The sequence below is a fragment of the Rhizocola hellebori genome, from assembly GCF_016862955.1.
In the GTDB taxonomy this organism is placed as follows: Bacteria; Actinomycetota; Actinomycetes; order Mycobacteriales; family Micromonosporaceae; genus Rhizocola; species Rhizocola hellebori.
The window spans coordinates 12,817-37,296 of record NZ_BONY01000067.1 but is presented as its reverse complement, the minus strand read 5'-3'; the positions used below and the strand labels follow the sequence as shown (position 1 = coordinate 37,296).

The 24,480-nt window shown below is 63.2% G+C and carries 20 protein-coding genes and 1 tRNA gene; 7 read left to right on the top strand and 14 right to left on the bottom strand.

The window, feature by feature from the left end; all coding sequences use genetic code 11:
• The 7 genes from ccsB to Rhe02_RS37065 are packed head-to-tail and all read right to left on the bottom strand — an operon-like array spanning position 1 to position 6,697.
• Positions 1 to 966: a c-type cytochrome biogenesis protein CcsB gene (ccsB, locus tag Rhe02_RS37095; protein ID WP_203913143.1), complete on the bottom strand. Its 966-nt coding sequence runs from the start codon at positions 964 to 966 to the stop codon at positions 1 to 3.
• Entirely contained in the window at positions 939 to 2,366 is a 1,428-nt protein-coding gene (gene resB / locus Rhe02_RS37090; RefSeq protein WP_203913142.1) for a cytochrome c biogenesis protein ResB, read from the bottom strand. Before resB ends, ccsB begins: the two co-directional genes overlap by 28 nt.
• Positions 2,363 to 3,097 carry a cytochrome c biogenesis CcdA family protein gene (locus tag Rhe02_RS37085; RefSeq protein WP_203913141.1) on the bottom strand — a complete coding sequence of 245 codons (735 nt, stop codon included), beginning with the start codon at positions 3,095 to 3,097 and terminating at the stop codon, positions 2,363 to 2,365. Before Rhe02_RS37085 ends, resB begins: the two co-directional genes overlap by 4 nt.
• Positions 3,097 to 3,630: a TlpA family protein disulfide reductase gene (locus tag Rhe02_RS37080; protein ID WP_203913140.1), complete on the bottom strand. Its 534-nt coding sequence runs from the start codon at positions 3,628 to 3,630 to the stop codon at positions 3,097 to 3,099. The genes Rhe02_RS37085 and Rhe02_RS37080 overlap by 1 nt, the downstream gene beginning before the upstream one ends.
• 8 nt (positions 3,631 to 3,638) lie before the next feature.
• On the bottom strand, positions 3,639 to 4,238 hold the full coding sequence (locus Rhe02_RS37075; protein WP_203913139.1) for a histidine phosphatase family protein: 600 nt from the start codon (positions 4,236 to 4,238) through the stop codon (positions 3,639 to 3,641).
• Between the two features lie 17 nt (positions 4,239 to 4,255).
• The gene (gene hemL / locus Rhe02_RS37070; RefSeq protein ID WP_203913138.1) at positions 4,256 to 5,554 is read right to left on the bottom strand and encodes a glutamate-1-semialdehyde 2,1-aminomutase; all 1,299 of its coding nucleotides are present in this window, start codon (positions 5,552 to 5,554) and stop codon (positions 4,256 to 4,258) included.
• Between the two features lie 21 nt (positions 5,555 to 5,575).
• Positions 5,576 to 6,697 carry an FAD-binding oxidoreductase gene (locus tag Rhe02_RS37065; protein WP_239124297.1) on the bottom strand — a complete coding sequence of 374 codons (1,122 nt, stop codon included), beginning with the start codon at positions 6,695 to 6,697 and terminating at the stop codon, positions 5,576 to 5,578.
• An 81-nt stretch (positions 6,698 to 6,778) separates the two neighbouring features.
• Between Rhe02_RS37065 and Rhe02_RS37060 the strand changes: the two genes are divergently transcribed.
• The 5 genes from Rhe02_RS37060 to Rhe02_RS37040 all read left to right on the top strand — a co-directional run bounded on the left by Rhe02_RS37060 (position 6,779) and on the right by Rhe02_RS37040 (position 13,299).
• Positions 6,779 to 8,866, top strand: coding sequence for a S9 family peptidase (locus Rhe02_RS37060; RefSeq protein WP_203913136.1), 2,088 nt, complete (start codon positions 6,779 to 6,781; stop codon positions 8,864 to 8,866).
• Between the two features lie 72 nt (positions 8,867 to 8,938).
• Positions 8,939 to 9,010, top strand: a tRNA-Lys gene (locus tag Rhe02_RS37055).
• 158 nt (positions 9,011 to 9,168) lie between these two features.
• Positions 9,169 to 9,750, top strand: a complete 582-nt coding sequence (locus Rhe02_RS37050; RefSeq protein WP_203913135.1) for a dihydrofolate reductase family protein — start codon at positions 9,169 to 9,171, stop codon at positions 9,748 to 9,750.
• A gap of 418 nt (positions 9,751 to 10,168) precedes the next feature.
• The gene (locus Rhe02_RS37045) at positions 10,169 to 11,122 is read left to right on the top strand and encodes a DUF4145 domain-containing protein (RefSeq protein WP_203913134.1); all 954 of its coding nucleotides are present in this window, start codon (positions 10,169 to 10,171) and stop codon (positions 11,120 to 11,122) included.
• Entirely contained in the window at positions 11,119 to 13,299 is a 2,181-nt protein-coding gene (locus Rhe02_RS37040) for a hypothetical protein (RefSeq protein WP_203913133.1), read from the top strand. The genes Rhe02_RS37045 and Rhe02_RS37040 overlap by 4 nt, the downstream gene beginning before the upstream one ends.
• Before the next feature lie 194 nt (positions 13,300 to 13,493).
• Here the strand turns inward: Rhe02_RS37040 and Rhe02_RS37035 are convergent, their stop codons facing one another.
• The 3 genes from Rhe02_RS37035 to Rhe02_RS37025 form a co-directional block, all read right to left on the bottom strand.
• Complete coding sequence (locus Rhe02_RS37035; RefSeq protein ID WP_239124293.1) at positions 13,494 to 14,369, bottom strand: phosphotransferase family protein; 876 nt, start codon at positions 14,367 to 14,369, stop codon at positions 13,494 to 13,496.
• On the bottom strand, positions 14,366 to 15,664 hold the full coding sequence (locus Rhe02_RS37030; RefSeq protein WP_203913132.1) for an NsdA family TPR-like regulatory protein: 1,299 nt from the start codon (positions 15,662 to 15,664) through the stop codon (positions 14,366 to 14,368). Before Rhe02_RS37030 ends, Rhe02_RS37035 begins: the two co-directional genes overlap by 4 nt.
• A gap of 989 nt (positions 15,665 to 16,653) precedes the next feature.
• A complete protein-coding gene (locus tag Rhe02_RS37025) occupies positions 16,654 to 17,862 on the bottom strand; it encodes a ScoMcrA-related endonuclease (RefSeq protein ID WP_203913131.1) in 1,209 nt (402 codons plus the stop codon).
• A gap of 142 nt (positions 17,863 to 18,004) precedes the next feature.
• Between Rhe02_RS37025 and Rhe02_RS37020 the strand changes: the two genes are divergently transcribed.
• Positions 18,005 to 18,547: an NUDIX hydrolase gene (locus Rhe02_RS37020; RefSeq protein ID WP_203913159.1), complete on the top strand. Its 543-nt coding sequence runs from the start codon at positions 18,005 to 18,007 to the stop codon at positions 18,545 to 18,547.
• Between the two features lie 44 nt (positions 18,548 to 18,591).
• On the opposite strand, the gene Rhe02_RS37015 is transcribed toward Rhe02_RS37020, so the two are convergent.
• The 3 genes from Rhe02_RS37015 to Rhe02_RS37005 form a co-directional block, all read right to left on the bottom strand.
• Positions 18,592 to 19,062, bottom strand: a complete 471-nt coding sequence (locus Rhe02_RS37015; RefSeq protein WP_308442048.1) for an NUDIX domain-containing protein — start codon at positions 19,060 to 19,062, stop codon at positions 18,592 to 18,594.
• A 9-nt stretch (positions 19,063 to 19,071) separates the two neighbouring features.
• Positions 19,072 to 20,148, bottom strand: a complete 1,077-nt coding sequence (locus Rhe02_RS37010) for a hypothetical protein (protein ID WP_203913130.1) — start codon at positions 20,146 to 20,148, stop codon at positions 19,072 to 19,074.
• A 61-nt stretch (positions 20,149 to 20,209) separates the two neighbouring features.
• A complete protein-coding gene (locus Rhe02_RS37005) occupies positions 20,210 to 21,178 on the bottom strand; it encodes a LysR family transcriptional regulator (RefSeq protein WP_203913129.1) in 969 nt (322 codons plus the stop codon).
• A gap of 87 nt (positions 21,179 to 21,265) precedes the next feature.
• Here Rhe02_RS37005 and Rhe02_RS37000 point away from each other — a divergent pair, with 87 nt between their 5' ends.
• Complete coding sequence (locus tag Rhe02_RS37000; protein WP_203913128.1) at positions 21,266 to 23,725, top strand: collagenase; 2,460 nt, start codon at positions 21,266 to 21,268, stop codon at positions 23,723 to 23,725.
• Positions 23,726 to 23,733: 8 nt separating this feature from the next.
• On the opposite strand, the gene Rhe02_RS36995 is transcribed toward Rhe02_RS37000, so the two are convergent.
• A complete protein-coding gene (locus tag Rhe02_RS36995) occupies positions 23,734 to 24,480 on the bottom strand; it encodes a TIGR00266 family protein (RefSeq protein ID WP_203913127.1) in 747 nt (248 codons plus the stop codon).

Below are 24,480 nucleotides of genomic sequence, written 5' to 3'. Positions count from 1 at the left end.
TCACACGCCGCCGTAGGAGTGCAGGCCCTCGAAGAAGATGTTCACGCCGAACAGGTTCATCAGCATCGTCGCCCAGCCGATCACGGCGATCCACGCCGCGGCGCGCCGCGAGATGCTCGGGGTCGCGCGAGCGTGCAGGTAACCCGCGTAGACGATCCAGGAAATGAAGGCCCAGGTCTCCTTCGGGTCCCAGCCCCAGTACCGGCCCCACGCCGCCTCGGCCCAAATCGCGCCCGCGGTCACCCCGAAGGTCCAGATCGGAAAAGCGAAGGCGTGCATGCGGAACGAGAGCCGCTCCACCGTCTCCGCGTTGGCGAACAGCCGCCCATACGGATAGAGACCGCCGCGCTTGCCCTTGTCATAGCCGCTGCGCAGCAGGTACATGAGCGAGGCGGCGAAGCCGACGAGGAACAGCGCGGAAGCGGTCGCCACCGACGCCACGTGGATGACGAACCAGTAGGAGTCGAGCGCTGGTACCAGTGGGCCGATCGGCTTTTGCAACACGATCTGCGCGACGCCGGTGAGCAGGACCTGTACCAGGACCACGAACAGGCCCAGGTGCCGAACCTCCGGCTTGACGATCGCGACGGCCAGCCAGACCAGCGTGCCCAGCAGGGTGACCGTGAGCACGAACTCGTACATGTTGCCCCACGGCATCCGCTCCGCGGCCAGCGCTCTGGTCACGACGGTCGCCAGGTGCGCCGCCCCGGCCAGCACGGTCGCGCCCAACGCGATCTGCAGCATGCTGAGCTTCGCCCGCGGCTTGATCTCCTGCCCGATGAGGAACCCACCGGCCTTCTCCACCACCGGCGGCCCGCCCGCGCCCACCAGCTCGCGCTCGCGCACGGCGGCTTTGGCGATATGGCTCTGCCGCCCGAACGCGTAGTCGGCGGAGTGCAGCAGCATGGCCACCAGATAGGCCAGCACGGTGATCGTGATCAGGACGTTGTCTGAGAGCGCGGCCACTGGGTCACCTTCTTAAATTCGTCCTCGAAGCCGGGATAGTCGGTGCGGGGCAGGCCTCCCGCTTCGGCTGTGCCGTCGGGGTTCAGGCGCAGCCACACCCTACGCCGCTTGCCGTAGAGCGACATCGGCAGGCCCACCAGCAGCAGAGCCACGCCCGCGAGCACGATCGGCTCACCGGGATCATGCCTTATCGATATCGTTATCCATTGTTTGGTACCAAGGAATTCAAGCTTGCTGCCATCGTCAAGCGTCCACGTGTCACCCTTTTTGAGCATCTTCGCGTCGCCCAAACGGGTTAGCTTTTCCTTGTTGAGCTGGTAGACCGATTCCGAAATACCCACGTCCAGCCCGAGGTCGCCGCGGTAGGCCATCAGCATCAGGGCCGGATCGCGTTCCTCCGGATGGTTCGAGCGCCCCATTCCGGCGGTCGGCAGATACAGCCCTTCGAAGCCCATCTGCTTGGCTTTGTCACTGCCGTTGGCGTCGGGGAAGGCGGCCACCCCTTCACTGGTGAGCATCCCGTCCAAGGGCAGGAACGGGCTCACCGTGGTCTGGGACTTCCCGGCCGCGTCGGTGTATTTCAGGATCGGCGCGTAGCCGTGCCCGAGCAGGTACACACTTGCGCCATCGAGCCGCAGCGGATGGTTGACCCGGAACTTGCGATCGCCGTTGACTTCGGCCTCGAACCACTTCGGGATCCCATTGTCCAAAAAGGATGCCTCAAAGCCGGTGAGCTCCAAGCAAAACGGCGGCAGGTCCCCCGGGTCGACCATCGGGCCCAGGCCATACTCGTCGAACTGCTGGAGCGAGTTGCAGAACGCCTGTTCCGGCCCTTGGACCAGAAGCCTGTTCGCGTGCCATCCCCACTGCGCGCCTATCCCGACGCCCACCAGGATGACCAGAAGCGAGGAGTGGAACAGCAGGTTCCCCGTCTCCTTGAGGTAACCCTTCTCGGCCGAGACGGTCACCGTCCCGTCGGGCAGCTCGCGCTTAAGCTTCCGCCAGCCTTTGAAGTTAACCGTTTCGGGATCCTCGACCACCGTGTGAAACGGCAGCCGCTCAAACCGGGCTGGCGCCGCCGGCGGCGGCCGAAGCAGCGCGCGCACATGGTCGGCCAGCCTCGGCACCACACACCCCACCAGCGAGGTGAATAGCAGCAGGTAGATCGCGGCAAACCAGGGCGCGGCGAAAACCTCGAAGAACCCAAGCCGATCCAGCACCGGCGCCAGGTCCGGATGCACCCGGAAGTACCCGGCCACGTTCTCAGCGCTCACCGACCGCTGCGGCAACACCGACCCGGGAATGGCCGCCACCGCGAGCAGGAACAGCAAAGTCAGCGCCGTCCGCATGCTGGTCAGCTGCCGCCAGCTATTGCGCAAAAACGCCAGCACGCCGCTCATATCGAGACGCTGCCGACGCCGACCGTGACGCGCAGCCAGGTGATGAAGTCGCCCCAGACGCCGGTGACCAGCGCCAGTCCGACGAGGATGAGCATGATGCCGCCTACCCGGGTGACCCAGCGGGAGTTGCGGCGGATGGCTTTGACCACTCCGGCGAGACGGCGCATGCCTAGGCCGAAGGCCAGGAATGGTAGGCCGATGCCGAGGCAGTAGGCGATGGCGAGGACGACCGCGCGGCCGGTGTCGCCGCCTACGCCGGCCAGGCCGACCACGGCGGCGAGGGTGGGGGACAGGCAGGGGACCCAGCTCAGCGCGAAGACGGCACCGAAGACGGGAGCGCCAAGCAGGCCCGCGTCGGGGAGGCGGCGGATGCGCATTTCGTTCTGCAGACCGGGGATCAGGCCTAGGAAAGCCAGGCCTAGCAAGATGATCACAGCACCGACGACGGCTTGGACCACGCGGTCATAACGGATCAGGGTGCGGCCGATCTCGGCGGCGAGGACGCTGACCGTGATGAATACCGCAGCGAATCCGGCTGTGAAAAGCGCCACTCCGGCGAGCACGCGGCCCTTGCGTGGGGAGTCGAGGTCTGCGCCGACCAGACCGGTGACATAGGACAGATAGCCGGGGACCAGGGGAAGCACGCACGGCGAGAGGAAGCTGACCAGGCCGGCGAGCGCCGCGATCGCCAGTGCCAGGGGCAGTGGGCCGCCGCTGACCACGCCGTCCATCAGCTGACGCTTTCGGCGGCGACCTCGGACACGAGGGGTTTGAGCTCATCGCGATGGATCGACCTGCGGATGACGACCGCGACCCGGCCCTGCGCGTCGATGATCAGCGTTGCCGGGATGGTGTTCGGCGGCACCTGCCTGAAGTCGAGCGAGATGCGCCCGGCCGGGTCGAAGATGCTCGGGTAGCTGGTGCGGTTCTCGTAAAAGGCTTTGGCCTTGTCCTTCTCGTCGCGCACATTGATGCCGACGAAGTCGATGCCGAGATCCTTGTGGACGGCCTCAAGGTCGTCGGCTTCCACCCGGCAGGGCGCGCAATAGCTGGCCCAGAAGTTGATGACGACGACCTTGCCCTTCTTGGCGCCCAGGTCGTAGGCGCCGCTGCCGTCGAGCAGCTGGCCTTTGACCTCGGGCGCGGCGACCCGGTCGGCGGGGGCGTACTTCACCACCTGGCCGGCGTCGCGCTGTGACCCGCCGGAGGTGCATCCGGTCAGGGCCAGCGCGGCCGCGAGAGCAAGCGGGAGGAGGGGCCTCATGGGCAACATCATGCCCCGCGCCCGGTGCCCGGCCCCAAATGGGCGGCCGGTTCCGAGTACGTGATGTTCGTCAACATCTCGTCGTCGAAGTGGAACGAGGTCAGGCTGGCCAGATGGCATTGCCTGCCGCGCGGGTCGTGCCACAGGCGGCGGCCCTCCAGCGCACGGCGCAGTGTCCAAATAGGAAGCTGATGGGAGACGCAGACGGCTTCGTGGCCGGCGGCGGCCACCCGGGCCGAGGCGAGCGCGGCGAGCATCCGGGTCAGGATGCGCGCGTAAGGCTCACCCCAGCTGGGGCGGAACGGGTTCCACATGATCATCCAGTAGCGCGGGTCACGCAGGGCCCGCTGCACCTGGGTGCCCTCGAACCTGTTCGCGCTCTCGATCAGCTTCGGATCGGTGAGCACCGGCAGGCCGAACTGTTCGGCGATGGGAAGCGCGGTTTCCTGCGCCCGCTCCAGCGGGCTCGCGATCACCGTGGTGATGTCGTGGTCGGTCAGGGCGGTCGCCACGGCTTTGGCCATCTGCTGGCCGAGAAGACTCAGTCGGTACCCGGGAAGCTTGCCGTAGAGCAGCTTCTCGGGGTTGTGCACCTCGCCATGACGCATAACGTGGACGATCGTTTTCACGCTCTTGCCGCCGCCTTTGCCGCATTGCCTACCGCTTCGGCAACCCGGCTGAGTGCCTCATCGTCGATCGCGGTGCTGACGAACCACGCCTCGAAGGCGCTTGGCGGAAGGTACACGCCCTGGCTGAGCATGCTGTGAAAGAACGCTTTGAACGCCTCCACGCGTTGCTGCTTCGCCTGGTCGTAGTTGGTGACCTCGCCTGCCGTGAAGAAGATGGAGAACATGTTGCCCGCGGTGTTGAGCCGATGCGGCACACCCTCTTTGGCCAGCGCGTCGGTGGCCAGACCCGCGATCGTCGCCGCGGTCTGGTCGAGCTTGGCGTAGGTCGCGTCGTCGGCCAGGCTCAGCGAGGCCAGCCCGGCAGCGCAGGCCAGCGGGTTGCCCGACAGCGTGCCCGCTTGATAGACCGGCCCGGCCGGGGCGAGCCTCTGCATCACCTCGCGACGGCCACCGAACGCGGCCGCGGGCAGCCCGCCGCCCATCACCTTGCCGAAGGTCCACAGGTCGGCGTCGACCGGCTCGAGGCCCTGCCATCCGCTTCGGGAAACCCGGAAGCCGGTCATCACCTCGTCCATGATGAACAGCGCGCCGTGCCGATGGGCCAGCTCGGCCAGCCCGGCATTGAACCCCGGAAGCGGCGCGACCACACCCATGTTGCCCGCAGCCGCCTCGGTGATGATCGCGGCCACTGACTCGCCGGTCAGCGCCTGCTCCACCGCGGCAAGGTCGTTGTAGGGCAACACGATGGTTTCGCTCGCGGTTGCCCCGGTGACGCCGGGCGAGTCCGGGATGCCGAGAGTGGCCACCCCCGAGCCGGCGCTGGCCAGCAACGCATCGACATGGCCGTGATAGCAGCCCGCGAATTTGATTATTTTGGTACGGCCCGTGAAGCCGCGCGCCAGCCGGATGGCTGACATCGTCGCCTCGGTGCCGGAGTTGACCAGGCGCACCTGCTCCACGGCAGTGCGGGCGACGATCTCCTCCGCCAGCTCAACCTCGCCGGGGGTAGGAGCGCCGAAGCTGGTGCCGCGGGCCGCGGCCTGCTGCACCGCGTCGATGACGGCCGGGTGGGCGTGCCCATGGATCAGTGGCCCCCAGGAGCACACCAGGTCCACGTAGCGGCGGCCGTCGGCGTCGAACAGCCACGGCCCCTCACCACGCACCATGAACCGCGGTGTGCCACCAACAGACTTGAATGCGCGCACAGGAGAGTTGACGCCACCGGGCACTATGCCGCTGGCGCGCTCGAACAGCGCTTGGGACGCCGGTGCGTCCTCCGAATATGCATCGATCACAGTGTCGCTATTGTGCCAAAGTCATGGCCGTCGATAGGGGGTAAGAACCTCCTTTAGCTCGCTTGGCACAGCCTGAACAACAGCTGAACCACCGCGAGCGAGCAACACCTCGCGCACCGTATCGAGAATCGTCATCAGCCGCTGATGCGGAAGGTCACCCGGAAGAGCGGCCCAGCCCGGCCCGCTGCCCAGGCTGCCGCGCACCGGGACGGGCATCCCCGCGGCATCGCTGAGCGCATAACTGACCAGGGGAAGCTGGCCATCGGGGGCGTTGAGGCGCACCGCCACATCCCCGGCACGGAACGGGTAGCGCCCCCACCACTGCGGCATCAGATCGCTGACGTGACTGGTCGTGACAAGACTCGCCTCGAGACCGCGGCGGCGATCGAGCACGCTGGCCGCCGAGCCTTCGAGTAACACCGACACCGTCCCGGCGGCGATCCGCTGACCCGGCACTGCCGCGCCGGGGCGCAGCCCCGGCAGGTCAAGCTCGATCGCCGCCGGAGCGACCCCCGCTTCGCTGATCTGCTCAAGCAGATCGGCGATGTGCATCGGCTGGGAGACCGGACAGGTCACCCAGGTCTGAACATCGGGAAGCGCCTGCGTGCGCAGGACTATCTCGGCGACCACACTGGCATGGTTGGGGTGGCCCGGATAGGCCCAGCGCAGGTCGCAGACGCAGCTCCCGAGCAGCTGCACCGTGTCGGCGACAGTGCTCAGCGTGCCGTCTGGCAGTGCGATGGTGGCGTCGACCACGTGGGCCGCGGGCGGCCCGAACTGGTGCGACAGCGGACCGGTCTCGGCGGTGACGAACGTGCCGCCGATGGTGGCCCGCAGGGACGGCGGATCGAGTGGCGCCCGCCGGCCCGACCTGGCCAGCTCGTCTTGCACAGCGGCCACCGCCACCCCGGCCCCGACCGTCACCTCGCCCGACTCCCGGTCGAACCGGCAGACGGAAAAGGCGCTCATGTCGAGCAGGACGTCGATGACCGGCGGCAGGTCGAGCCAGCCGAACTTGCTGCCCGAACCCCGCGGCACCACTACGAGGCCCCGCTGATGTGCCGTGGCCATGAGCTCGCAGAGCTCATCAAGGCTGTGCGGCGTGGCCACATAGCGGATCTCGGGCGTTTCGGGCTGGCCCATCACACTCCCAATCTTAGAACATATGTTCGATATCGTGAGCGTACCTCCTAACCAGCGGTTCGCGAAAGGTACGGTTACGGGATGACCCAGCCCCCTATGGCGAAGCGGATCCCCACATCACGCACCAATCACGGCGACACCATCATCGATGATTACGCGTGGCTGGAAGACAAGGACGATCCGGCGGTAACGGCCTACCTGACCGCCGAGAACGACCACACCGAACAGGCCACGGCACACCTTGCCGGGCTTCGGGAGACGCTGTTCCAAGAGATAAAGACCCGGACGCAAGAAACTGATCTATCGGTTCCGGTGCGCAGGGGCGGCTACTGGTACTACACCCGTACCCAAGAGGGAAAGCAATATGGGATCCACTGCCGGCGTCTTATCGCCGAGGGTGAGACGGCTCCGCCGATCCCCAGCGATGGTGCTCCACTAGCCGGCGAAGAGGTGCTCCTCGACGGAAACCAGCTGGCCGAAGGGCATGAGTTCTTCGCCCTGGGCACCTTCGAGATCAGTCCCGATAGCCACCTGCTGGCCTACTCCACCGACTTCTCCGGCGACGAGCGCTTCACCCTGCGGGTCAAGGACCTCAGGACCGGCGAGCTGCTCCCCGACGAGATCACGGACACCTTCTACGGTGCCGCCTGGGCAACCGACAACTCGACCATCTTCTACCTCACCGTCGACGACGCCTGGCGCCCCCACCGCGTGTGGCGGCACACGCTCGGCGCGACCGGCGACGACGCCCTCGTCTACGAGGAAGCCGACGAACGGTTCTGGATCGGCGTCGACCTGACCCGCTCCCGGCAGTTCATCATCATCGACATCCACAGCAAGCTCACCTCGGAGATCCGGCTCATCCCCGCCGACCAGCCCGACGCGCAACCCACCGTCTTCGGCACCGGCCGGCGTCAGGGCATCGAGATGTCCGTCGACCACCAGGGCGACCGCTTTGTGGTGCTGCACAACGAGAACGCGGAAAACTTCGTGCTCGGCTGGACCCCGGTCACCGACCACAGCCAGTTCCACGAGATCATTTCGCACCGCTCCGACACCCGGCTGGAGTCGGTGGACGCCTTCGAAGACCTTCTCGTCGTCCACTTCCGCAAGGACGGGCTGACCGGCCTGCGGGTCCTGCCCGCCACCGGCGACGCTTACGACATCGAATTCCCCGACCCGCTCTACACCGTCGGCCTGTCGTCCAACCCCGACTATGCGCCCGCTCAACTGCGGCTGTCCTACACCTCTTTGGTAACACCCGATTCTGTGTACGACTACGACCTCGCGTCGCGGGCTTTGTTGCTGCGCAAGCAAAAGCCGGTTCTTCCCGGCCCCGACGGGGTCGCCTTCGACCCGTCGCAGTACGAGCAGCACCGGGTCTGGGCCACCGCCGACGACGGCACCCAGGTGCCCATCTCCTTGGTGTGCAAGGTAGGCACGCCTCGCGACGGCTCCGCCCCTTGCCTGCTGTACGGCTACGGCTCCTACGAGTCGAGCATGGATCCTTGGTTCTCCATCCCGCGGCTCTCCTTGCTCAACCGCGGCGTCGTCTTCGCTGTCGCCCACATCCGCGGCGGGGGCGAGCTGGGGCGGCGCTGGTACGAAGAAGGCAAACTGCTCCAAAAACGCAACACCTTCACCGACTTCACCGCCTGCGCCCGCCACCTTGTCAAAACCAGCTGGACCTCATCCGAGCGCCTCGTGGCGCGCGGCGGATCCGCCGGCGGCCTCCTCATGGGCGCCATCGCCAACCTGGCCCCCGACGCCTACAAGGCCATCGTGGCCCAGGTCCCCTTCGTCGACCCGCTCACCTCAATCCTCGACCCGTCGCTCCCACTGACGGTCACCGAGTGGGAAGAATGGGGCAACCCGCTGGAATCACCTGAGGTCTACGCGTACATGAAGGCTTACTCGCCTTACGAGAACGTCGCCGACCACGACTACCCGGCGATCCTCGCGATGACGTCCCTCAACGACACCCGGGTCCGCTACTGCGAGCCGGCCAAATGGGTCGCCCGCCTCCGGGCCGTCGCCCCCTCCGGGTCATACCTGATGAAGACCGAGATGGGCGCCGGGCATGCTGGGCCTTCTGGGCGATATGACGCCTGGAAGGAAGAGGCCTTCATGTCTGCCTGGATCTTGGACCAGATGGGCCTCGCTCGGTAGACCAAGTTAGCCCCGGCCAGGTCGGATACTGAGGAGACCCGCTCTTCGGCATCCGGTAACCTGGTCGGGCTAGGGCTGCTAGCTCAATGGCAGAGCTGCGGACTTTTAATCCGTAGGTTCAGGGTTCGAGTCCCTGGCGGCCCACTTTGATCTTGTTCCCTCGAGTGCGGTTATTACTCGCACTTTGCTGGGTACCACCGATGGTGATGACTCGTTTGACGGTCACCCAGACGGCGTGCCGTGGTCAACTGAGGGAGTAGTCCACCTCGGCCGGCCGCCCGTTCACGGGAAGGGATCCACGAATGCCTAAGCTAGTTGTTGACTTCATTACCTCACTCGATGGATACGGGGCCGCTGAAGGCTGGCCCGGCTGGTGGGGCCTAGAAGGCCCCGAGTACCTGGCCTGGTTGGCCGACCACCCAGAAGCGGACTACACCGTCCTGATGGGCGCAACGACCTACCGACTCATGTCCGAGCTGGCCGCAGACGGCGAGCCGGGGACCGATCAGCTGGCCGCGCTGACGAAGGTCGTCTTCTCATCCACCTTGACCGAGCCGCTCTCCTGGCCGAACACCCAACTGGTCTCGGGAGACGCCGTCGAGGCCGTGCGCGAGATGAAGGAAACCGGCGACAAGTCCATGCACACCATGGGCAGCCTGAGTTTGTGTCGCAGCCTCCTTCAAGCCGGTCTCGTTGACCTCTTCCGCGTGGTCGTCTTTCCCGTCATCACGGGAAGCACCGGCAACGAAAGGATTTACGACGGGTACCCAGACGTGTCCCTTGAGATGGTGAACAGCCGCACGTTCGACGGACGGATACAGCTGCTCGAATACATTCCGACAGTCCTGGATGGACCGCCAGGATCAAACAAGTCCGGCAGTTGACGGTCTCCGAAAGCCGTGACACAAACAAACCAGTGAAGGACGAGGCGTCGGGCGCGGTAGCAACAGAGCGATTCCCCGGCTACCCAGCAGGTTGCATCCTCCCATTGCTTAGCGCTGGCGGATGAGAGACAACGAGCCAACGCATAGCAGGGCCAACGCCGGCCAGATCGATCCAGCTCCCGATCACCATATCAACCATGTTCACTCTATTGCTATGCTCTCTGGGTGACGAGTGGGTGGTCCGCGGGATGGAACTTGTCGGGTGCGCACGCTCGCCGCCGCACCCTCACTCGTTCGTCGACACACACGTACCGCTTCGTCTCGCAAAGCCCGTGGAGCGTCCAAGATCCGACATCGGCTTATGTTGCACCAATGCGCTATTCTGTAGGGCTTTGTCAAAATCGGCCATAGGAGTGCCATGAGCGAAGTCACCGATGAGATCGTCGGGCGGTCGTTGAATTTCGGTTATCTATTGGCCCACGAACCTCTGCTTGCCTACGACGGAGCTACAGCGGAGTCGTATGTATACACAGATCCGGATGCGGCGCTATCTCGCGCCAGACGGTTCGTCGAAGTCCTTGTAAAGAAGGCTGCAGCACTGATTGGCCACAGCTTCCGGGCTAAGGACCTGCATGGCCGAATCAACGAGCTTGATGCGGCAGGAGCCCTCAGTCCGAATATGATTAAGGCTTGTCACGAGATACGAACCACCGGCAATAGCGCCGTTCACGACCACCTAGGAGATATCCGAAAGGCCATCCTGGCGGTGCAGGATTGCTTCCATCTAGGACTATGGCTGCACAACTCGATCAACGGGCACGGAGAAGTACGCGTATTCGTGCCGCCACAGCCGTCGACTCAAGGTCTGGCCGAAACGATCAACAAGGCTTCTGGCGCTGCGAGAGAGCTCAATGTTCTGCTGGCGACGTATCGGCAACGAATGGTCCAGCATGAGCAGAACATTGCCAGCCCCACCCAGGCGGAGTCTGTCGAACGCGCCACAGCGGAGCTGATCGAACTTGTTAGCAACCACAGCCACGTTGTCCGCAGCATGTCTGAACGAATCGACACTTTCTGCACGGAACTCGAATCAGGGCTAGAGTCACGGCTTCAGGCCGACCGGGATCTACCAGGCGCCCAACATACTCAGCACCTTGAAAATGCCAAAGAAGCTGCAGGCTCGACCGAAGCCGAGTTTGCGCAACTCCTATCTATTGCCCGTCAGATCGTTGTGGAAAACGCTCATGGGCCAGGTATGCGGTCGGCGTCGGCGGTAAACGTCGCGGGCGCCGCATCCTCCAATATCGTAATCGGCGGATTTTATGGTGGCAACTTCAATCAGGCGCCCCCGAAGGCGAGTGACCAACCATGAGCGAAAGGCTTTCCGATTTTCTCAACTCACTTCAGCTGGATCCGCCTGCTTCCGACCAACAGACTGCACCGACTCCGCGTGCGGGCTACGCCACTGCTTCGGTGTTTGCCGGTAAAGGGTCGACGAACTACGCAGTTGGCACTCTCTATGACATAGACATCACGATCATCGGCTCCAAGGTGGGCATCAGCGCCATCAATCAAGTGGAAGTCAGAAAGATCAGATCCAGCGTTTATGTTGGCCCTGATCAGTCGCGAGATCAGTTCATCAAGGCCGAGTCTAGTTTGGACTTTCATGGACTCGCGGTCCTGGAGAACGTACGCGGCTCAGGACGTCGATCCGATGCTATTCGTCTGCTGACCGCAACCACACCCGACAACACCCCGGTATACGAACTGTCGCCCGATTGGGCCGAGGGCGAAGCGTCACCCAAACTGCTGCCAGCACCACCCCATTGCCGTCTCCTCCTCGATCTCACTACCGAGGCAAGTCAGGTGACAGAACAGTTCGGACACGATCTACTCGACTACAGCCGCACACTCAAAGCCAATGGCTCACAACTTGTGGTCACTGTGACACCGAGAATCTGGACTCCCTGCCGAGTGCTAATGAAAGAGTACACTGTTAATCTCGTTCCACGAGAAGCCAAGCTTATTGTCAGAGCACACATCGCATTGCGGGGCGGACCTTCCGCCCTGATCTCGTGGCTCGATGAGGAACCGCTCCAAGGCCTCATGGCAGAGATGTATGCCCGCCAGGCGAGTCCACAAGAAGGCGTAGAACTCGCAGAGCGATTGCTTAGCGCGAGGTTTGAGGATCTCGGACTCATCGTGGATGCACAGCGCAAGTGGGAAAAGGACATACACGATCAACTTGATTGCCGGCAGGTCGGATGGGCGGATCGACGTATTCTGTTGATCACAGTGGCTGTGCTAAACGGAGCTGCGTCATCTGCTATCGGAACCGCTTCCCGACAGCTCGCGAGAAGTCTTGGACACACGAAGCTACCTCTGTACATGTCATTGGAGTCCGAGGGCTGGACGACGCGCATTAGGGCAATCGATGCAATTGCAAAAGACGACCGCACGTGGCTGAACCTCGACAAGCCTGGACTCGACTGGGCAATCATTGAGTGGTTGTGGCGAGATCAACCGGAGCTGCACCAACCCTTCTTGGATTGGGTTGCTGTTCTGACAAGAAGTCCCGCAACCCGACTTTACGCTGATCGTCTAGCGGAGGTCCTTGCACATCTCACGCGGGTGTACCGAAGCCCTGAAATATTCGACAAGATGTTCTCGTGGCTCAAAAGAGAGAAAGGGGCAGGCGTCGTAGAGTGCCAACTTGCTGAAGACGCTCTGGCAAAGCTATTAATTGATGACTCGGCTGGCGGGCTCGCTCAAGGACGCATGTGGCACTGGGCCTATAGGGGTTCCACTGCCGCAATTGCGCCCCTGGCTAGACTCTGCGCAGGCCCATTCGGGACCAAACTCCCCCAAGTCGCATTGGCCCGTCTTCGTCACTTAGAAGCACGCGCGGATCACCCGGCTGCGTCGATTGCGGTTAGCAAAGCGGTTCGTTTCCTGGCTGGCCAGGATGATCTGCGACCACTCGTCACAAACAAGTCATTGGAGTGGTCACGTGAGGGGGTGTCCAGGCGGACGGGTTTGTTGGCGCTAGTTTCCCTTATCGATTCACGGCCAGACGACAGCGTTGCTGCGCTGCTTGTCCAAGATGCCATGACCGATGTTCAAATGCTCCTTCTCCTGAGCGAAGCGTGGCTGACGTTAACGACTCATGGGGACCAGGCCGAAATTGCCGAGATCACCCGGCATTGGTGCGTTCTGCGTGAGGAAGGACGCCTACACGGCGCGACCGTTGACCGTATCTGGGCAGCATCTGTCGCGGCAATTGTTCGGGAACAACCCAAAGCGGCTTTCATCGAGGCCATGACTGATCGAACCAGGTCCGAAATGCTGCTCCTTTCAATACGCCAGATGCGAGAGGCCGTAGAACAAGCATTGGATTCGCCAATTTTGGGCGAATCCAATGATGCTGTATTAACAGAGCAATCACAGCTGGTCACGGTAGAGGTGGATGCACCCATCGATCACTCCGGGATTTCTCCGTCTCAAATTGACGCAATCGCTGAGGAACCGGATGGCACTCTCGGAACCTAGACACCCGTAGCCGCCGACAATCACAGAAGCGTGGCCTACGAGTGCGCATCGACGCCTCAAATGCCATCGAGCTGTCCGAACGCACGAGCCCGACTCACGTGCAGCTTCCGATAACAGCTCAATCCCTCCCCTTGAACTCACGGACCTTCCGCTGGACCATGGTGATCAGTTGGGAGAACAGGACAGCATTACGGTTACGGAACTCCTGACCACCTCCAAGGGCGATCGCCGTGTTGTCCGCGCAAACACGCCAGGCGATAACGTGCCTGCTCTGCAATGTCCGTGCGGTCCAGCGCAAATTGCCATGCGAAGGTCACCTTTCGCAGCTCTCGTATGTCACGTAGGACTTCAAAGCCCTCCCACACAGTCACGTCGTAGCCGTACCGGTCACAGAAAGAATCCCAGGCCGGTGCTGTCATCGCGCCGAAGGTTGTGTAGCCAACCGCGACCGAGACGAGATCCCATTCCGGCGGACCGTAGGCGAAACGTTCCAGATCTAGTAAGACCGGGCCAATCGAGGTACTGGCTACGTTGCCGATCCATGCATCGCCGTGAACGGCACACCACGTTTTCGTCGTGGGTAGTTCGGCGTAGCTGGCTTCGAGCGTTTCTAACCTTCCCAGAAGCCATTGTCTATCATCATCCGGCAAAGCGAATGCTTCGTGTAGCCGTTCACGTACCCGGACGAATGGTGCCAGCGGAGGCAGCTCGAATTCTGGTAGGGGCAGATTGTGCAACTTCCGCAAAAGCTGGGCAAGCTCAAGGTAGCTGCCCTTGTGATGTGCCGACAACTGACGCCAAAAGGTGATAGCTCGGCGATCTAGCTCGACGGGTTGGACCACGTTCGGAAGAACCTCGACCACCGGCAGGCCTGCCGTCACCAGCCAACGCGACACTTTGACTTCCTTGCGTGCAGAATCGATTTGGCCTGGTCGGGTCACACGGGCAACAATCAAACCGCGCAAGCGGTAGAGGTAGTTCTCACCCGCACGAATCAACTCGGCGCCGCTCGCATCTATGCCTGCGATGCCGCAAGCCTCTTTGAGTATGTCTTCGACTGGCCTGGTCACTTGTTGGCCAACGCTTCCACTATGCGATCGCACAGATCTCTAACCGCGCCTATCTGATGGTGGGCGCCAGCCATGCGATGTAGCTCGCAAAGATCGTCCGTGGCACGTTTTGAGCGTAGGCTGCCGACGGAGTCGAGGGCTGCCAGGCCAATGGACGCAGCGTTTCTAGGATCGCCAGTCACCATCAACAGACTGGCGAGCTTGGTGCGCGAGATCGCGCGGGATCGGGCGAAGGTCGGGCCGTGATGGGCGACCGAATACGCTAGCCGCTGCGCTGCTTGGGTTCTCCGACCACGAATGCTCAGGTCGAAGAGAGCGTGACCGGTGTCGCCGTGATGTTGCGCGTGATCGTAGAAGGCCATCCATGGCGGATCCTCAGACGGCTTGGCGTGTGCGAAAGCTTGATCGGCTGAGCCGACTGCAGCGAGGCACTCCTGCGTTCTGCCCATCTTCGCCAAAGCCCGCGCTCGCACGGTGTGCAACATGGCTCGCTCAGTGGCAGTTAGGCGGTCATGGCGCACCAAAGCCAGCTCCATGTAGGTCAGGCCGGCGTCGGCTTCGTTGAGCCAGACAGCTTGGCGGGCAAGGCCAGTAAGGATGTTGGCCCGGAGCTGCCAATCCTTCGCCTGCTCCGCGCATGCCAGCGCAAAGCGGAAGGCACGGCGCCCGTCCTCGTGTGCGTAAGCGTCGAACGCCATGAACCCGGCGACCTTGCCAAGTTCCGCCACGGCGGTGAAGAGGGAGGGCATCAGCCGTGCATCGCAATCTGCGCGTAGTAGCCGCGCAGACCAGCGTAGTTGCGCGAAGACGGCTTCGCGGGCCAGGCCACCGCCATGCGTGTTGTCCCAGGAGGAGAACACCTTGGCTGTGCTGCGGATCTGCTCGATCTCGATCGGCGTGATCTTACTTGGGACCGGCGTGGGAGTGTTGGGGGCGAACAGGTCCAGCCAGGGCAGGGCCATGACGGCCCCGGCCGTGCGGATGAACTGCTGCCTGTCCACATCGACGACGGTAGCCGATCTGCGACGTTGCCCATAGAAGCCGAGTTCACCGTCTGCCTGCACGTGCAGCACAGCACGGAAGGCGTCTCGGTAGAGCTTGCAGGGCCACCGGATCTTGCCTCGTTCCAACTTGCCCACGTAGTTAGCGTCAAGCTCGACGACATCGCCGGTTTGCTGGAAGATCCAGCTGTTGACCAACTCCGCAAGCTCTTGTCGCGAAAGCGGTTCAGCCAGTGTGGTTTGCGAGGGGCACTGCTCTCGGGCTTGGCGGAACAGGTCGTTGGGCTGTCTCACAGATAGATCGTGGCATGATCGCCATCGATTTGGATATTGCGGACATCATCAATTGTCCCCACAAGTATCCCCTTGACATCCCCAATCGCCTCCGTTCTCAGCCGTCTATCGCTCGGCAAGGCTCTTCGTATGGCAGCACGGTGTTCGGTTACAGCTTCGGCAGTCTGCGAAGTGGCTCGCACCCAGTTCGAACGCGTTGATGCCATCGGTAAGGCCCCGGCCGGTCGCGACAGATGCCTCCGGCCGGCTGGGTGCCGCACGTCTACTCGGGGAGATGCAGTCCATGCCTGACCAGCGTTCAAATCTTGTGGGGTTCTTCCTCCAGACACGTGTCGATCCGTCCGAGGAAGACGTTGCCCCAAAGCAGCGGACCACCGCGCCCGTACCGACGCCATCGTGGAACAGCTCGACGACGCTTCTTCAAACGCTGCACGACAGGCTCATCCAACACGGGTGGGGGCGAGCGACCGGCCCTCAGATTCCGGAGCACGACGGCGATATCGATGAGCTGCCTGAGCGCCCGCTTGGTCTGGGGGTAGGGCAATGGCGATGAGCAGCGGACGGCCAAGCCTCACCGTCAAGCGCGGGTGTACTTGTTCGACGTGGGGAATGCTCGACGCCGTTGCACGCGCCATGGTTCTCGTCTACTTCATGGACTGGGCGTGGATCTTCCACGAAGTGGAGCTGAAGCTCTTGAGCCGTGGCGAGCGGATAGCCATTTGCGAACTTCACTCAATGCGCCCGGCCGAAGGTCGAGCACGGAAGGTGATGGACGAGATCGGGCTATGGGCGGACTGCGCTCGGGTGGTCCTGGAGCTTTCCCCTTCGGACCAATGGGGAGCTGACGTAGCCCGACTCACGCGGTTCTACAAGTCGCTTGGGTTCGAACCCAATGAGGAGTACGCGGAACCGCTTCGGATCAAGGAATCTTTGATCCGCTACCCACTGAGAGGTCGAGGACACATGTCACCCAGGTGACGCACCTCGGGTCACTCAGGAGCGGGCGCTCGGTGAAAGTCACCCTTTTCCGTCTCCCACACGCAGTCAATCTTTAGATCATTCAACAAACTCACCAGGTCGAGCTGTGGCCGAACAGGAAGCAGGACGGACCGACGGGCAGCCTTGACATATCGTTCGTAATCAAAGAGCTGCCCGATGGCGAGCCTGACGTGGTTTCGCGTCGAAGCACCTTTCGCTTCAAAGAGCTCGCTTGTCGTGAAGTCGAACAGATCTGTGTACAGCGAGGCGGCGCCGCCAGGCAGACGAATTTGCTGACGTCCAACTTCGTGGCCCTGCTTCACGAGCCAGCTGGAGAAACGTCCCACGAGCGCGGCTTCCCGACGCTCCGCCTCGGTCAAGCCCTTCGAGGGGTTCGTTGTGAAGGTCTCCGTATTGTGAGACTCAACGGAAAGCTTGATTACTTCGGTCGTCTTTGGCGCTTCGGGCAGCACCGGATGCGGAGCTACCTCTATCGGGCGAAGCCGGAAGACGATTACCGACCGCATTTCGTCGATCAGGCCATCAGGAGCATCGCGTTTGACGTAGGGCTGCGCCTCGTCGAGGACGAACTCGCCCACATACCTGACGACAATTGCTGACGTCTTGGTCCGGCTGGCCTCCTCGAACAGACGAAGGGACCGGCCGCTGACAAGGTGATCCCGGATTGCCGCGTTCCCGCGACCGGCCACGAACTTCTGATCTCCGGTTTGCCCCTCACCTGTATAGAGGTAAGTGGTTGAGTCGAGCCAACCTTCCTGATCAGCGTAGCCAAACTGCTGACCAGACTTCGTCGAGAACAGCAGGATGTTGGGCGTGCGACTGGACGGAGCGATTCCACCTTGTTGGGGACCGCCGTACTGATCGTGGAGTTCTTGGCGAAGCAGCTCCGCTCCGGGCTCAAGATCCCAAGAGGCCGCTTCGTCGTACTGCGCTTCGACGGCAAAGCCGAGCCTCTTTAGATGCCTTGCGACAGTGTTTTCACCACCCACCAAGTCGCTGGCCGCTAGCTGTGGGCCTGGGAACACGCCATGCGCATACCCCATGATCGCCTTCGAGTCATAGCGTCTGTCGCCGATGATCAGGAAGTAGCGCTTTGCCTTGCCGAAGTTGTGCGTCGCAAGGAACGCATCGCGGCCGAGCCGATCGAATTCCTCGATTGCCGCTTCTACGGCGGGACGCGTTACTTCAGCCAGAGCCATCCATCGAGGGTAGAAGGGGCGGGCGACGTGTGGGCAGGCCCTTTCGGGCGTAGTAAGCCGATTGAGGCCAAAAGATTCACCGGTTCGAACATATTGCCGTGATCATGGCATTGTGGGTTCGCAACAGTAGGCTCGACCCGTGATGGACAGCTTGGAGCCCAGGCGCTGGATCATTCACGAGGAACGCACCGTCGACGACACACGCAGGGCGCGGCTGAGCATTGCTCATGTTGAACTGCCGGACGGTGTGCAGTTCGAGCAGTACGTGCTGCGAGTGCCGAAGGCGGCCATCGCTGTTGTGCTGAACGATCAAGATGAGGTGCTGATGATTTGGCGGCATCGCTTCGTGATCGACCGGTGGGTATGGGAACTGCCAGGCGGTTATGTCGATCCATCGGAGGATCCGGCCATCACCGCCGCTCGCGAGGTTGAGGAAGAGACAGGTTGGCGCCCATCGACCCTGAAGCTGTTGTTCTCCTTCCAGCCCATGGTCGGCACAGCCGACGCGGAGAACCTGCTGTATTTGGCGGAAGGCGCCGAGTACACCGGTGGGCCGAGCGACGTTAACGAGGCGACGCGGGTGGAGTGGCTTGGGCTCAACGGTATCCCGGAGCGCATCGCCAAAGGCGAGATCGTTGGCGCGGCTTCGATTATTGGTCTGCTTGCCGCAATCGCGCGCCGGTGAAGGCTAATAGGGCTGCGTCGGAGACAGGCCCCGATTCGCGTAGTTCAGGCGACAACGTTGCCGTCTTCGAGGTATAGAGTCACGCCTTCCCGGCGGGCCTTTGCTGCTGCGACCGCCCGCCGCGCAAGCAACTCCGACAGCCGCGCTGCGGCCTCCTCCTCGGTGCACCAGGCCCAGCTGCGCAGCTCATCGGGTGGGAGCTCGATTTGAGCGGTCTGAGCCGCGTCAAGTTGGCCGCCGTCGAAGAGCAGCATGACGCCTTCGGTGCGGCCGGGGCGGGGCGGGACGTAGTCGACTACTAGCAATCGGCCCGGTGCCACCGATAGGCCGAGCTCTTCCTTCAGCTCACGGATCGCAGCACGATAAGGAGATTCGTCGGCTTCGACTGCGCCGCCGGGGAACTCCCAGTGGTCCTTGTAGATGGGCTCCACTAGGAGTATCCGATCAGAAGCGTCGACGAAGAGCACGCCTGCGCCCATGCGTTTGCGGGGCAGGGAAGCGGTGTAGTCGTCCATCCCGAGAGGTTAGCCGCGACGTTGCCACCAACGACGCTTCTGCGAAGGCGGAGGGACCGGCTCCTCCTCGTCGTCTTCCTCGGCGCGGGCCAGGGCGGCGGTGGCCACGGCGCGGTCCTCTGGGGTGCAGCCGGGAGTTACGAGCATCAGGTGGGCCAGCGAGGTTTCGATGGTGACTAGGCGGTTGGCGGCTACGGCGGCGTCTAGGCGGGAGCGGACTAGGGAGCGGACTTCTGGGCGTATGTCGGGGTCGCGGTAGGAGGCGGTAACTAGGGCGAAGAGGGCCGCGTCGGAGGTCCAGTCTTCGATGCCGAAGGCCAGGTCGATTAGGACCGAGCGGCGGGTTGAGGTGGGCCAGGGCTCGTGGGGGGCGTGGTGGAGGATGCCGAGGCAGACCCACGGTTGGAGGAGGCGGAACCAGTAAGTGGGTGTGGATTTGGCGAGGAGTTGCCAGCGCGGGAGGTCGGGAGGGCCGGGGAGGTGGGCGAGGAGGCCGAGTAGGTCGGGGAGAGATAGGTCGCCGAGGGGGGCGGCTTGCAGGTACCCAGAAAGTAATGAAGGCCATGGCTCTTTGCCGACCTCGTGCAACACGGCGACGGCGGCAGAGGAGGGGGCGGGGACGGTGGGGATTGGCTCGGTGCCTTCGTATTGCCAGATTTGGTGACGGCCGGGGCGCAGCGGGAGCCGGATGTCGGGGGCCGGGAATTCGGCAATGCCGATGTCGAGGGGGCCGGTGATGCGGCGGCAGGCGGTGATGGCGCTGGCCGGCTCGGCGGCGGAGAGGCCTAGGCCGGTGAGTTGGAGGTTTTCGCCTTGGGCGCGGCGGCCACCGACCTCGTTGGCGATGTTGGAGATCGCCTCGCTGGGCATGGGGACCCAATTGAGCCAGGTCCGTTTGGAGCTGGCCATGGCGAAAAGGATGTCGGTCGTGCCGCAGGGATGGGGGTCGTCGTGTAGCGCGACCAAGGCGGCCACATCGCCGGTGGCGCGGAAGCGCATGGCATGCTGCGCGGCTTCGGGGTGTGGGAATTTGGGGTCGGCGGCCCAGCGGCGCAGCTCGGCATCCACATCATCCGGAGAAGACATGGCGGGGAGCGTAGCAATTCGAGCGCGCCCGTGTGGTACCCAAAAAAAGGAGAGTAGAGGGTCAACGGCCGGTTGGCGACGGGTGGACTTCGGGATGGGCGGCCCACCAAGGTGCGTAGGTCGGGTTGGCGGCGGCGTGTTCGGAATAGGCCTGCGCGATCGCGGAGTAGATGTCGGTGGCTTCCGAAGCGGTGATGCGGTCGCGTTGCCAGGCCAGAATCAGCCGCATCCGCAGAGGCTCGCCGGTCAAGGGCCGGGTGGCAAGGCCGCCAACGGGTTTGGAGGTGGGCTCGACGAGCTGGATGGCTTGGCCGGAGGTGATGAGGGCGCGGCCGCCGCCGCTTGGGGCCTGGTAACGGATCGAAGGCTCGAAACCCGCGTGGCGGCAGGCATCGCGAAGAGAAGCGAGAGAGCCGTCGTCGGGGCCGGGTGGGCAGATCCAGTGTTCGTGGGCGAGATCCGCCAGGGCCACTGAAGGTTGCGCGGCAAGGGGATGGGTGTCGGCCATGGCAACGAAGACCGGCAGGCGCGGAATGAAAGTGCGCTGAGCCAAAGTGGCGGCGAGCGGGACAGGATAGTCGTCCATCATGCCGACCAAGGCGATGTCGAGGCGGTGGTGCGCAAGCGATTGGGTGAGGGTGACCGCCGAAGGCTCGACGAGAAGGTTCATGACTACGCCGGGCATGGCGTGCTGCATCCGGGAAAGCATGGTGCCGACGCATTCCATGTGGGCGACGCCCATGTTGATTGCGGCGGAAGGGGAGCGGGCGCCGCGGGCAAGGTCGCCGATGAAGCCGTCGAGCTCGCTGAGGACCAGGCGGGCACGGGCGATGGCATGTTCGCCGAGGGCGGTGGGGCGCACGCCGGAGCGCCCGCGCACAAAGAGTTGCCCGCCGACGCCGCGCTCGATGCGTTGCAGCAGTGTGGTGAGAGCGGGTTGAGTGATGCCAAGCTGACCGGCGGCACGGGAAAGGCTGCCGGCATCGCCGATCGCGCAGATAGCCCGAAGGTGACGGATCTCTGGATCCATAGGGGAATGTTATATCGACTCATATGACCATGAACAGGCCCAGCATGTGAGGGTTTCGCCAAAGCCCTATCCCCCTCGGAGGTCTACATGCCCAAGAGCTTAAGACCAATTATTTTGCTGGTACTGACGATGGCCGCCGCTTTCGGTGCGATCGCGTCCACGCCCGCGGCGGCCGTCGACGTGAAGCCGAAGCCGCCCGCGGCGCGGAGCGATCACGGCAGCCGGAAGGCGGTGGCGATGGAGGATCGCGCGCCGCTGCCATCCACAAAGGATCAGTTGCGGCGCAGTTACGACGATCAGGCGGTGGCCACTCCGCAGCTGGCGGCCTGTGCCGTCAGTGACTTCACCAGCCGCACAGGATCGGCGCTGGTCGCTCAGATCAAGGCTTCCACGACTGAGTGTGTCAACACGCTGTTCAGTCTGACCGGATCGGATGCCTACAACGCTTTCCGTGAGGCACAGATGGCGAGTGTGGCCTATGGGTTGCGGGACAACGGATCCGCTTACCCGGGAAACAACACGACCGGCACCGCGCAGCTGGTCTTGTATCTGCGCGCCGGCTACTACGTGCATTGGTACAACGCAGCCACGGTCGGGAACTACGGGCCGACGCTGGAGACGGCCATCCGCTCCGGGTTGGACAGCTTCTTTGCCAGCCAGCATGCGTTTGACGTCAGCGACGCCAACGGCGAGACGCTTTCGGAAGCCATCACGCTCATTGACAGCGCGGAACAGAACGCCCGTTATCTGTCTGTTGTGAAGCGAATGCTCAACGGCTACAACGGCTCATACGACGCGTCGTGGTGGATGCTCAATGCCGTGAACAACGTCTACACCGTGCTGTTCCGCGGCCACCAGGTGCCGGCGTTCGTCACCGCGGTGCAGGCCGATCGCAGTGTGCTGGACACGTTGTACGCGTTCGCTTCCGGGCATCTGAGCATGCTGTCCGGCGAGCAGAGCTACCTGGTGTCCAACGCCGGGAGAGAGCTGGGCCGGTTCCTGCAGCACGCGGCGATGCAGGCCACAGTGAGGCCGCTGGTGCGAGGGCTGCTGAACCTGTCGTCGATTCAAGGTGCGACAGCGCCGCTGTGGGTGGGCGTCGCCGAGATGACCGACTCCTACGACAAGGCCAACTGCGCGTATTACGGCACCTGCGACCTGCAAGCCCGTCTGGCCGCCGAGGTGCTGCCGATCAATCACACCTGCGCCTCGACGTTGCGGATCCGGGCGCAGCAGATGACCGCGTCGGAGCTGTCGTGGGCGTGCAGCAGCATGCTCAGCCAGGACTCCTACTTCCACGGTGTGGTCGCCGATCCAGGGCCGGTGGCTAACGATTTCAACACCGATCTCGAAGTCGTGGTCTTCAACTCCAGCACCGACTATCAAACCTATGCCGGGGCGATATTCGGCATCGACACCAACAACGGCGGCATGTATCTGGAAGGCAATCCGGCCGACGTGAACAGCCAAGCGCGGTTCATCGCCTACGAGGCGGAGTGGCTGCGGCCCACCTTCGAGATCTGGAACCTGAACCATGAGTACACGCATTATCTCGACGGCCGGTTCGACATGTATGGCGACTTCGACGCGAACATCACCACTCCTACCATCTGGTGGATCGAAGGGTTCGCCGAATACGTCTCCTACTCGTATCGGAACCTGACCTACAGCGCAGCGATAACCGAAGCGGGAAAGCGCACCTATGCGCTTAGCACTTTGTTCAGCACGACCTACAGTCACGACACGACCCGGATCTACCGCTGGGGTTACCTGGCGGTGCGCTACATGATGCAGTCGCATCGCTCCGACATGACCACGGTGCTGGGCTACTACCGCTCGGGCAACTACAACGCCGCCCGCACCTATCTCACGAGCACCATCGGCAGCCGTTACGACACCGACTGGTACAACTGGCTCAGCCAATGCGCGGCCGGTAATTGCGGAGGCGGCACCACCAACCAACCGCCGAGCGCGAGTTTTACCTTCACCACAAGCGGTTTGACGGCCTCGTTCACCGACCGCTCGACCGACCCGGACGGCACGATCGCCTCCCGGTCCTGGACCTTCGGCGACGGCACCACCTCGACCGCCACCAACCCGCCGAAAACCTATGCCACGGCAGGAACTTACAGCGTCAGGCTCACGGTCACGGACAATCGCGGGGTAAGCGCCAGCACGACCCAATCAGTCACCGTTTCCGGCGGCGGGACCACGCTGCCGGAGTGCACCGGCGCCGACATCCGCGCGTTGGACAGGAACTGCCAGCGCAGCAACCGTTCTGCGGCAACCGGCCAGCTCGACTACCTTTACATCCTGATCCCCGCAGGCACGACCCAGCTGCGTATCACGGTCAGCGGCGGCAGCGGAAACTGCGACCTCTACTACAACGCGAGCTCGTGGGCGACCACCACCAGCTACACGAGCCGCTCCACCAACGCGGGCAACAGCGAGGTCTTGACGATCGCGAGTCCGCGAAGCGGGTACCACTATATAAGCCTTTATGGGGTCAGCGCTTGCAGCGCGGTAACCGTCAAGACTGAATACTGATACGCAGATCAGTTGTCTTCGCCGATGGACACCCCGGATCCCTTGTCGGGCAAGAAGGGGATCAGTGCATCGGCGAAGGCATTCAGGTTTCGGGTTTGCAGCAGCAGCCGGCCCGGCCCGGTGAACTCCGCGACCAGAACCTCGCCTGACGTCATCGATCTGAACAGGCTCTTGGTCACCTTGCGGATCGAATACTGCATGTCGGCATGCCATGCGATCAGGTGGCCTGTGTCCACCACGTATCGTTCGCCGGCGGCAAGTTGCTTCGGATGCAGCGTGCCGAAAGCGGTCACGAACTGAACCCCGCTGCCCCTGACCTGGAGCACGAACATGCTCTTACTGGCGAAGAAGGCTTTCGCGCCACCCCAGTCGGTGTCCACCTCCAGCGTCGGATCGCTGGCCAGATAGCTCGACGCCGCGATGTTCACGGTCTCATCGGTCAGCCGCAGCGCGACAATGTCGCCGGGCGAACCCGGCGCCAGCATGAGCTCGCCAACGCCACCCCGCGCGGTGTAGGTCGACACAAACGCGCTGCGGCCACCCACACTGCGCTTCACCGCCGACCAGAGCCCGCCCTCCATCTTCGAGTCGAGTTCAAGGTTGGCGCTCATGCTCACCATCGCGCCGGCCTCGGTCTTGATCGATTGCCCATCCGCCAAGGCGATGTTCGCGACCGCGTAAGCCGGCCGGTAATCCACGCGATAGGAAAAGCCGGCCGCTTCCCCGCTATCCGGCAAGACTGCTATATCGGACAT

Excerpts from the sequence above, each read along its gene's own strand:
- resB (WP_203913142.1), bottom strand. The coding sequence starts at position 2,366 with ATGAGCGGCGTGCTGGCGTTTTTGCGCAATAGCTGGCGGCAGCTGACC.
- Rhe02_RS37085 (WP_203913141.1), bottom strand. The coding sequence starts at position 3,097 with ATGGACGGCGTGGTCAGCGGCGGCCCACTGCCCCTGGCACTGGCGATC.
- Rhe02_RS37080 (WP_203913140.1), bottom strand. The coding sequence starts at position 3,630 with ATGAGGCCCCTCCTCCCGCTTGCTCTCGCGGCCGCGCTGGCCCTGACC.
- Rhe02_RS37075 (WP_203913139.1), bottom strand. The coding sequence starts at position 4,238 with ATGCGTCATGGCGAGGTGCACAACCCCGAGAAGCTGCTCTACGGCAAG.
- Rhe02_RS37065 (WP_239124297.1), bottom strand. The coding sequence starts at position 6,697 with ATGGGCCAGCCCGAAACGCCCGAGATCCGCTATGTGGCCACGCCGCAC.
- Rhe02_RS37060 (WP_203913136.1), top strand. The coding sequence starts at position 6,779 with ATGACCCAGCCCCCTATGGCGAAGCGGATCCCCACATCACGCACCAAT.
- Rhe02_RS37050 (WP_203913135.1), top strand. The coding sequence starts at position 9,169 with ATGCCTAAGCTAGTTGTTGACTTCATTACCTCACTCGATGGATACGGG.
- Rhe02_RS37045 (WP_203913134.1), top strand. The coding sequence starts at position 10,169 with ATGAGCGAAGTCACCGATGAGATCGTCGGGCGGTCGTTGAATTTCGGT.
- Rhe02_RS37040 (WP_203913133.1), top strand. The coding sequence starts at position 11,119 with ATGAGCGAAAGGCTTTCCGATTTTCTCAACTCACTTCAGCTGGATCCG.
- Rhe02_RS37025 (WP_203913131.1), bottom strand. The coding sequence starts at position 17,862 with ATGGCTCTGGCTGAAGTAACGCGTCCCGCCGTAGAAGCGGCAATCGAG.
- Rhe02_RS37020 (WP_203913159.1), top strand. The coding sequence starts at position 18,005 with ATGGACAGCTTGGAGCCCAGGCGCTGGATCATTCACGAGGAACGCACC.
- Rhe02_RS37015 (WP_308442048.1), bottom strand. The coding sequence starts at position 19,062 with ATGGACGACTACACCGCTTCCCTGCCCCGCAAACGCATGGGCGCAGGC.
- Rhe02_RS37010 (WP_203913130.1), bottom strand. The coding sequence starts at position 20,148 with ATGTCTTCTCCGGATGATGTGGATGCCGAGCTGCGCCGCTGGGCCGCC.
- Rhe02_RS37005 (WP_203913129.1), bottom strand. The coding sequence starts at position 21,178 with ATGGATCCAGAGATCCGTCACCTTCGGGCTATCTGCGCGATCGGCGAT.
- Rhe02_RS37000 (WP_203913128.1), top strand. The coding sequence starts at position 21,266 with ATGCCCAAGAGCTTAAGACCAATTATTTTGCTGGTACTGACGATGGCC.
- Rhe02_RS36995 (WP_203913127.1), bottom strand. The coding sequence starts at position 24,480 with ATGTCCGATATAGCAGTCTTGCCGGATAGCGGGGAAGCGGCCGGCTTT.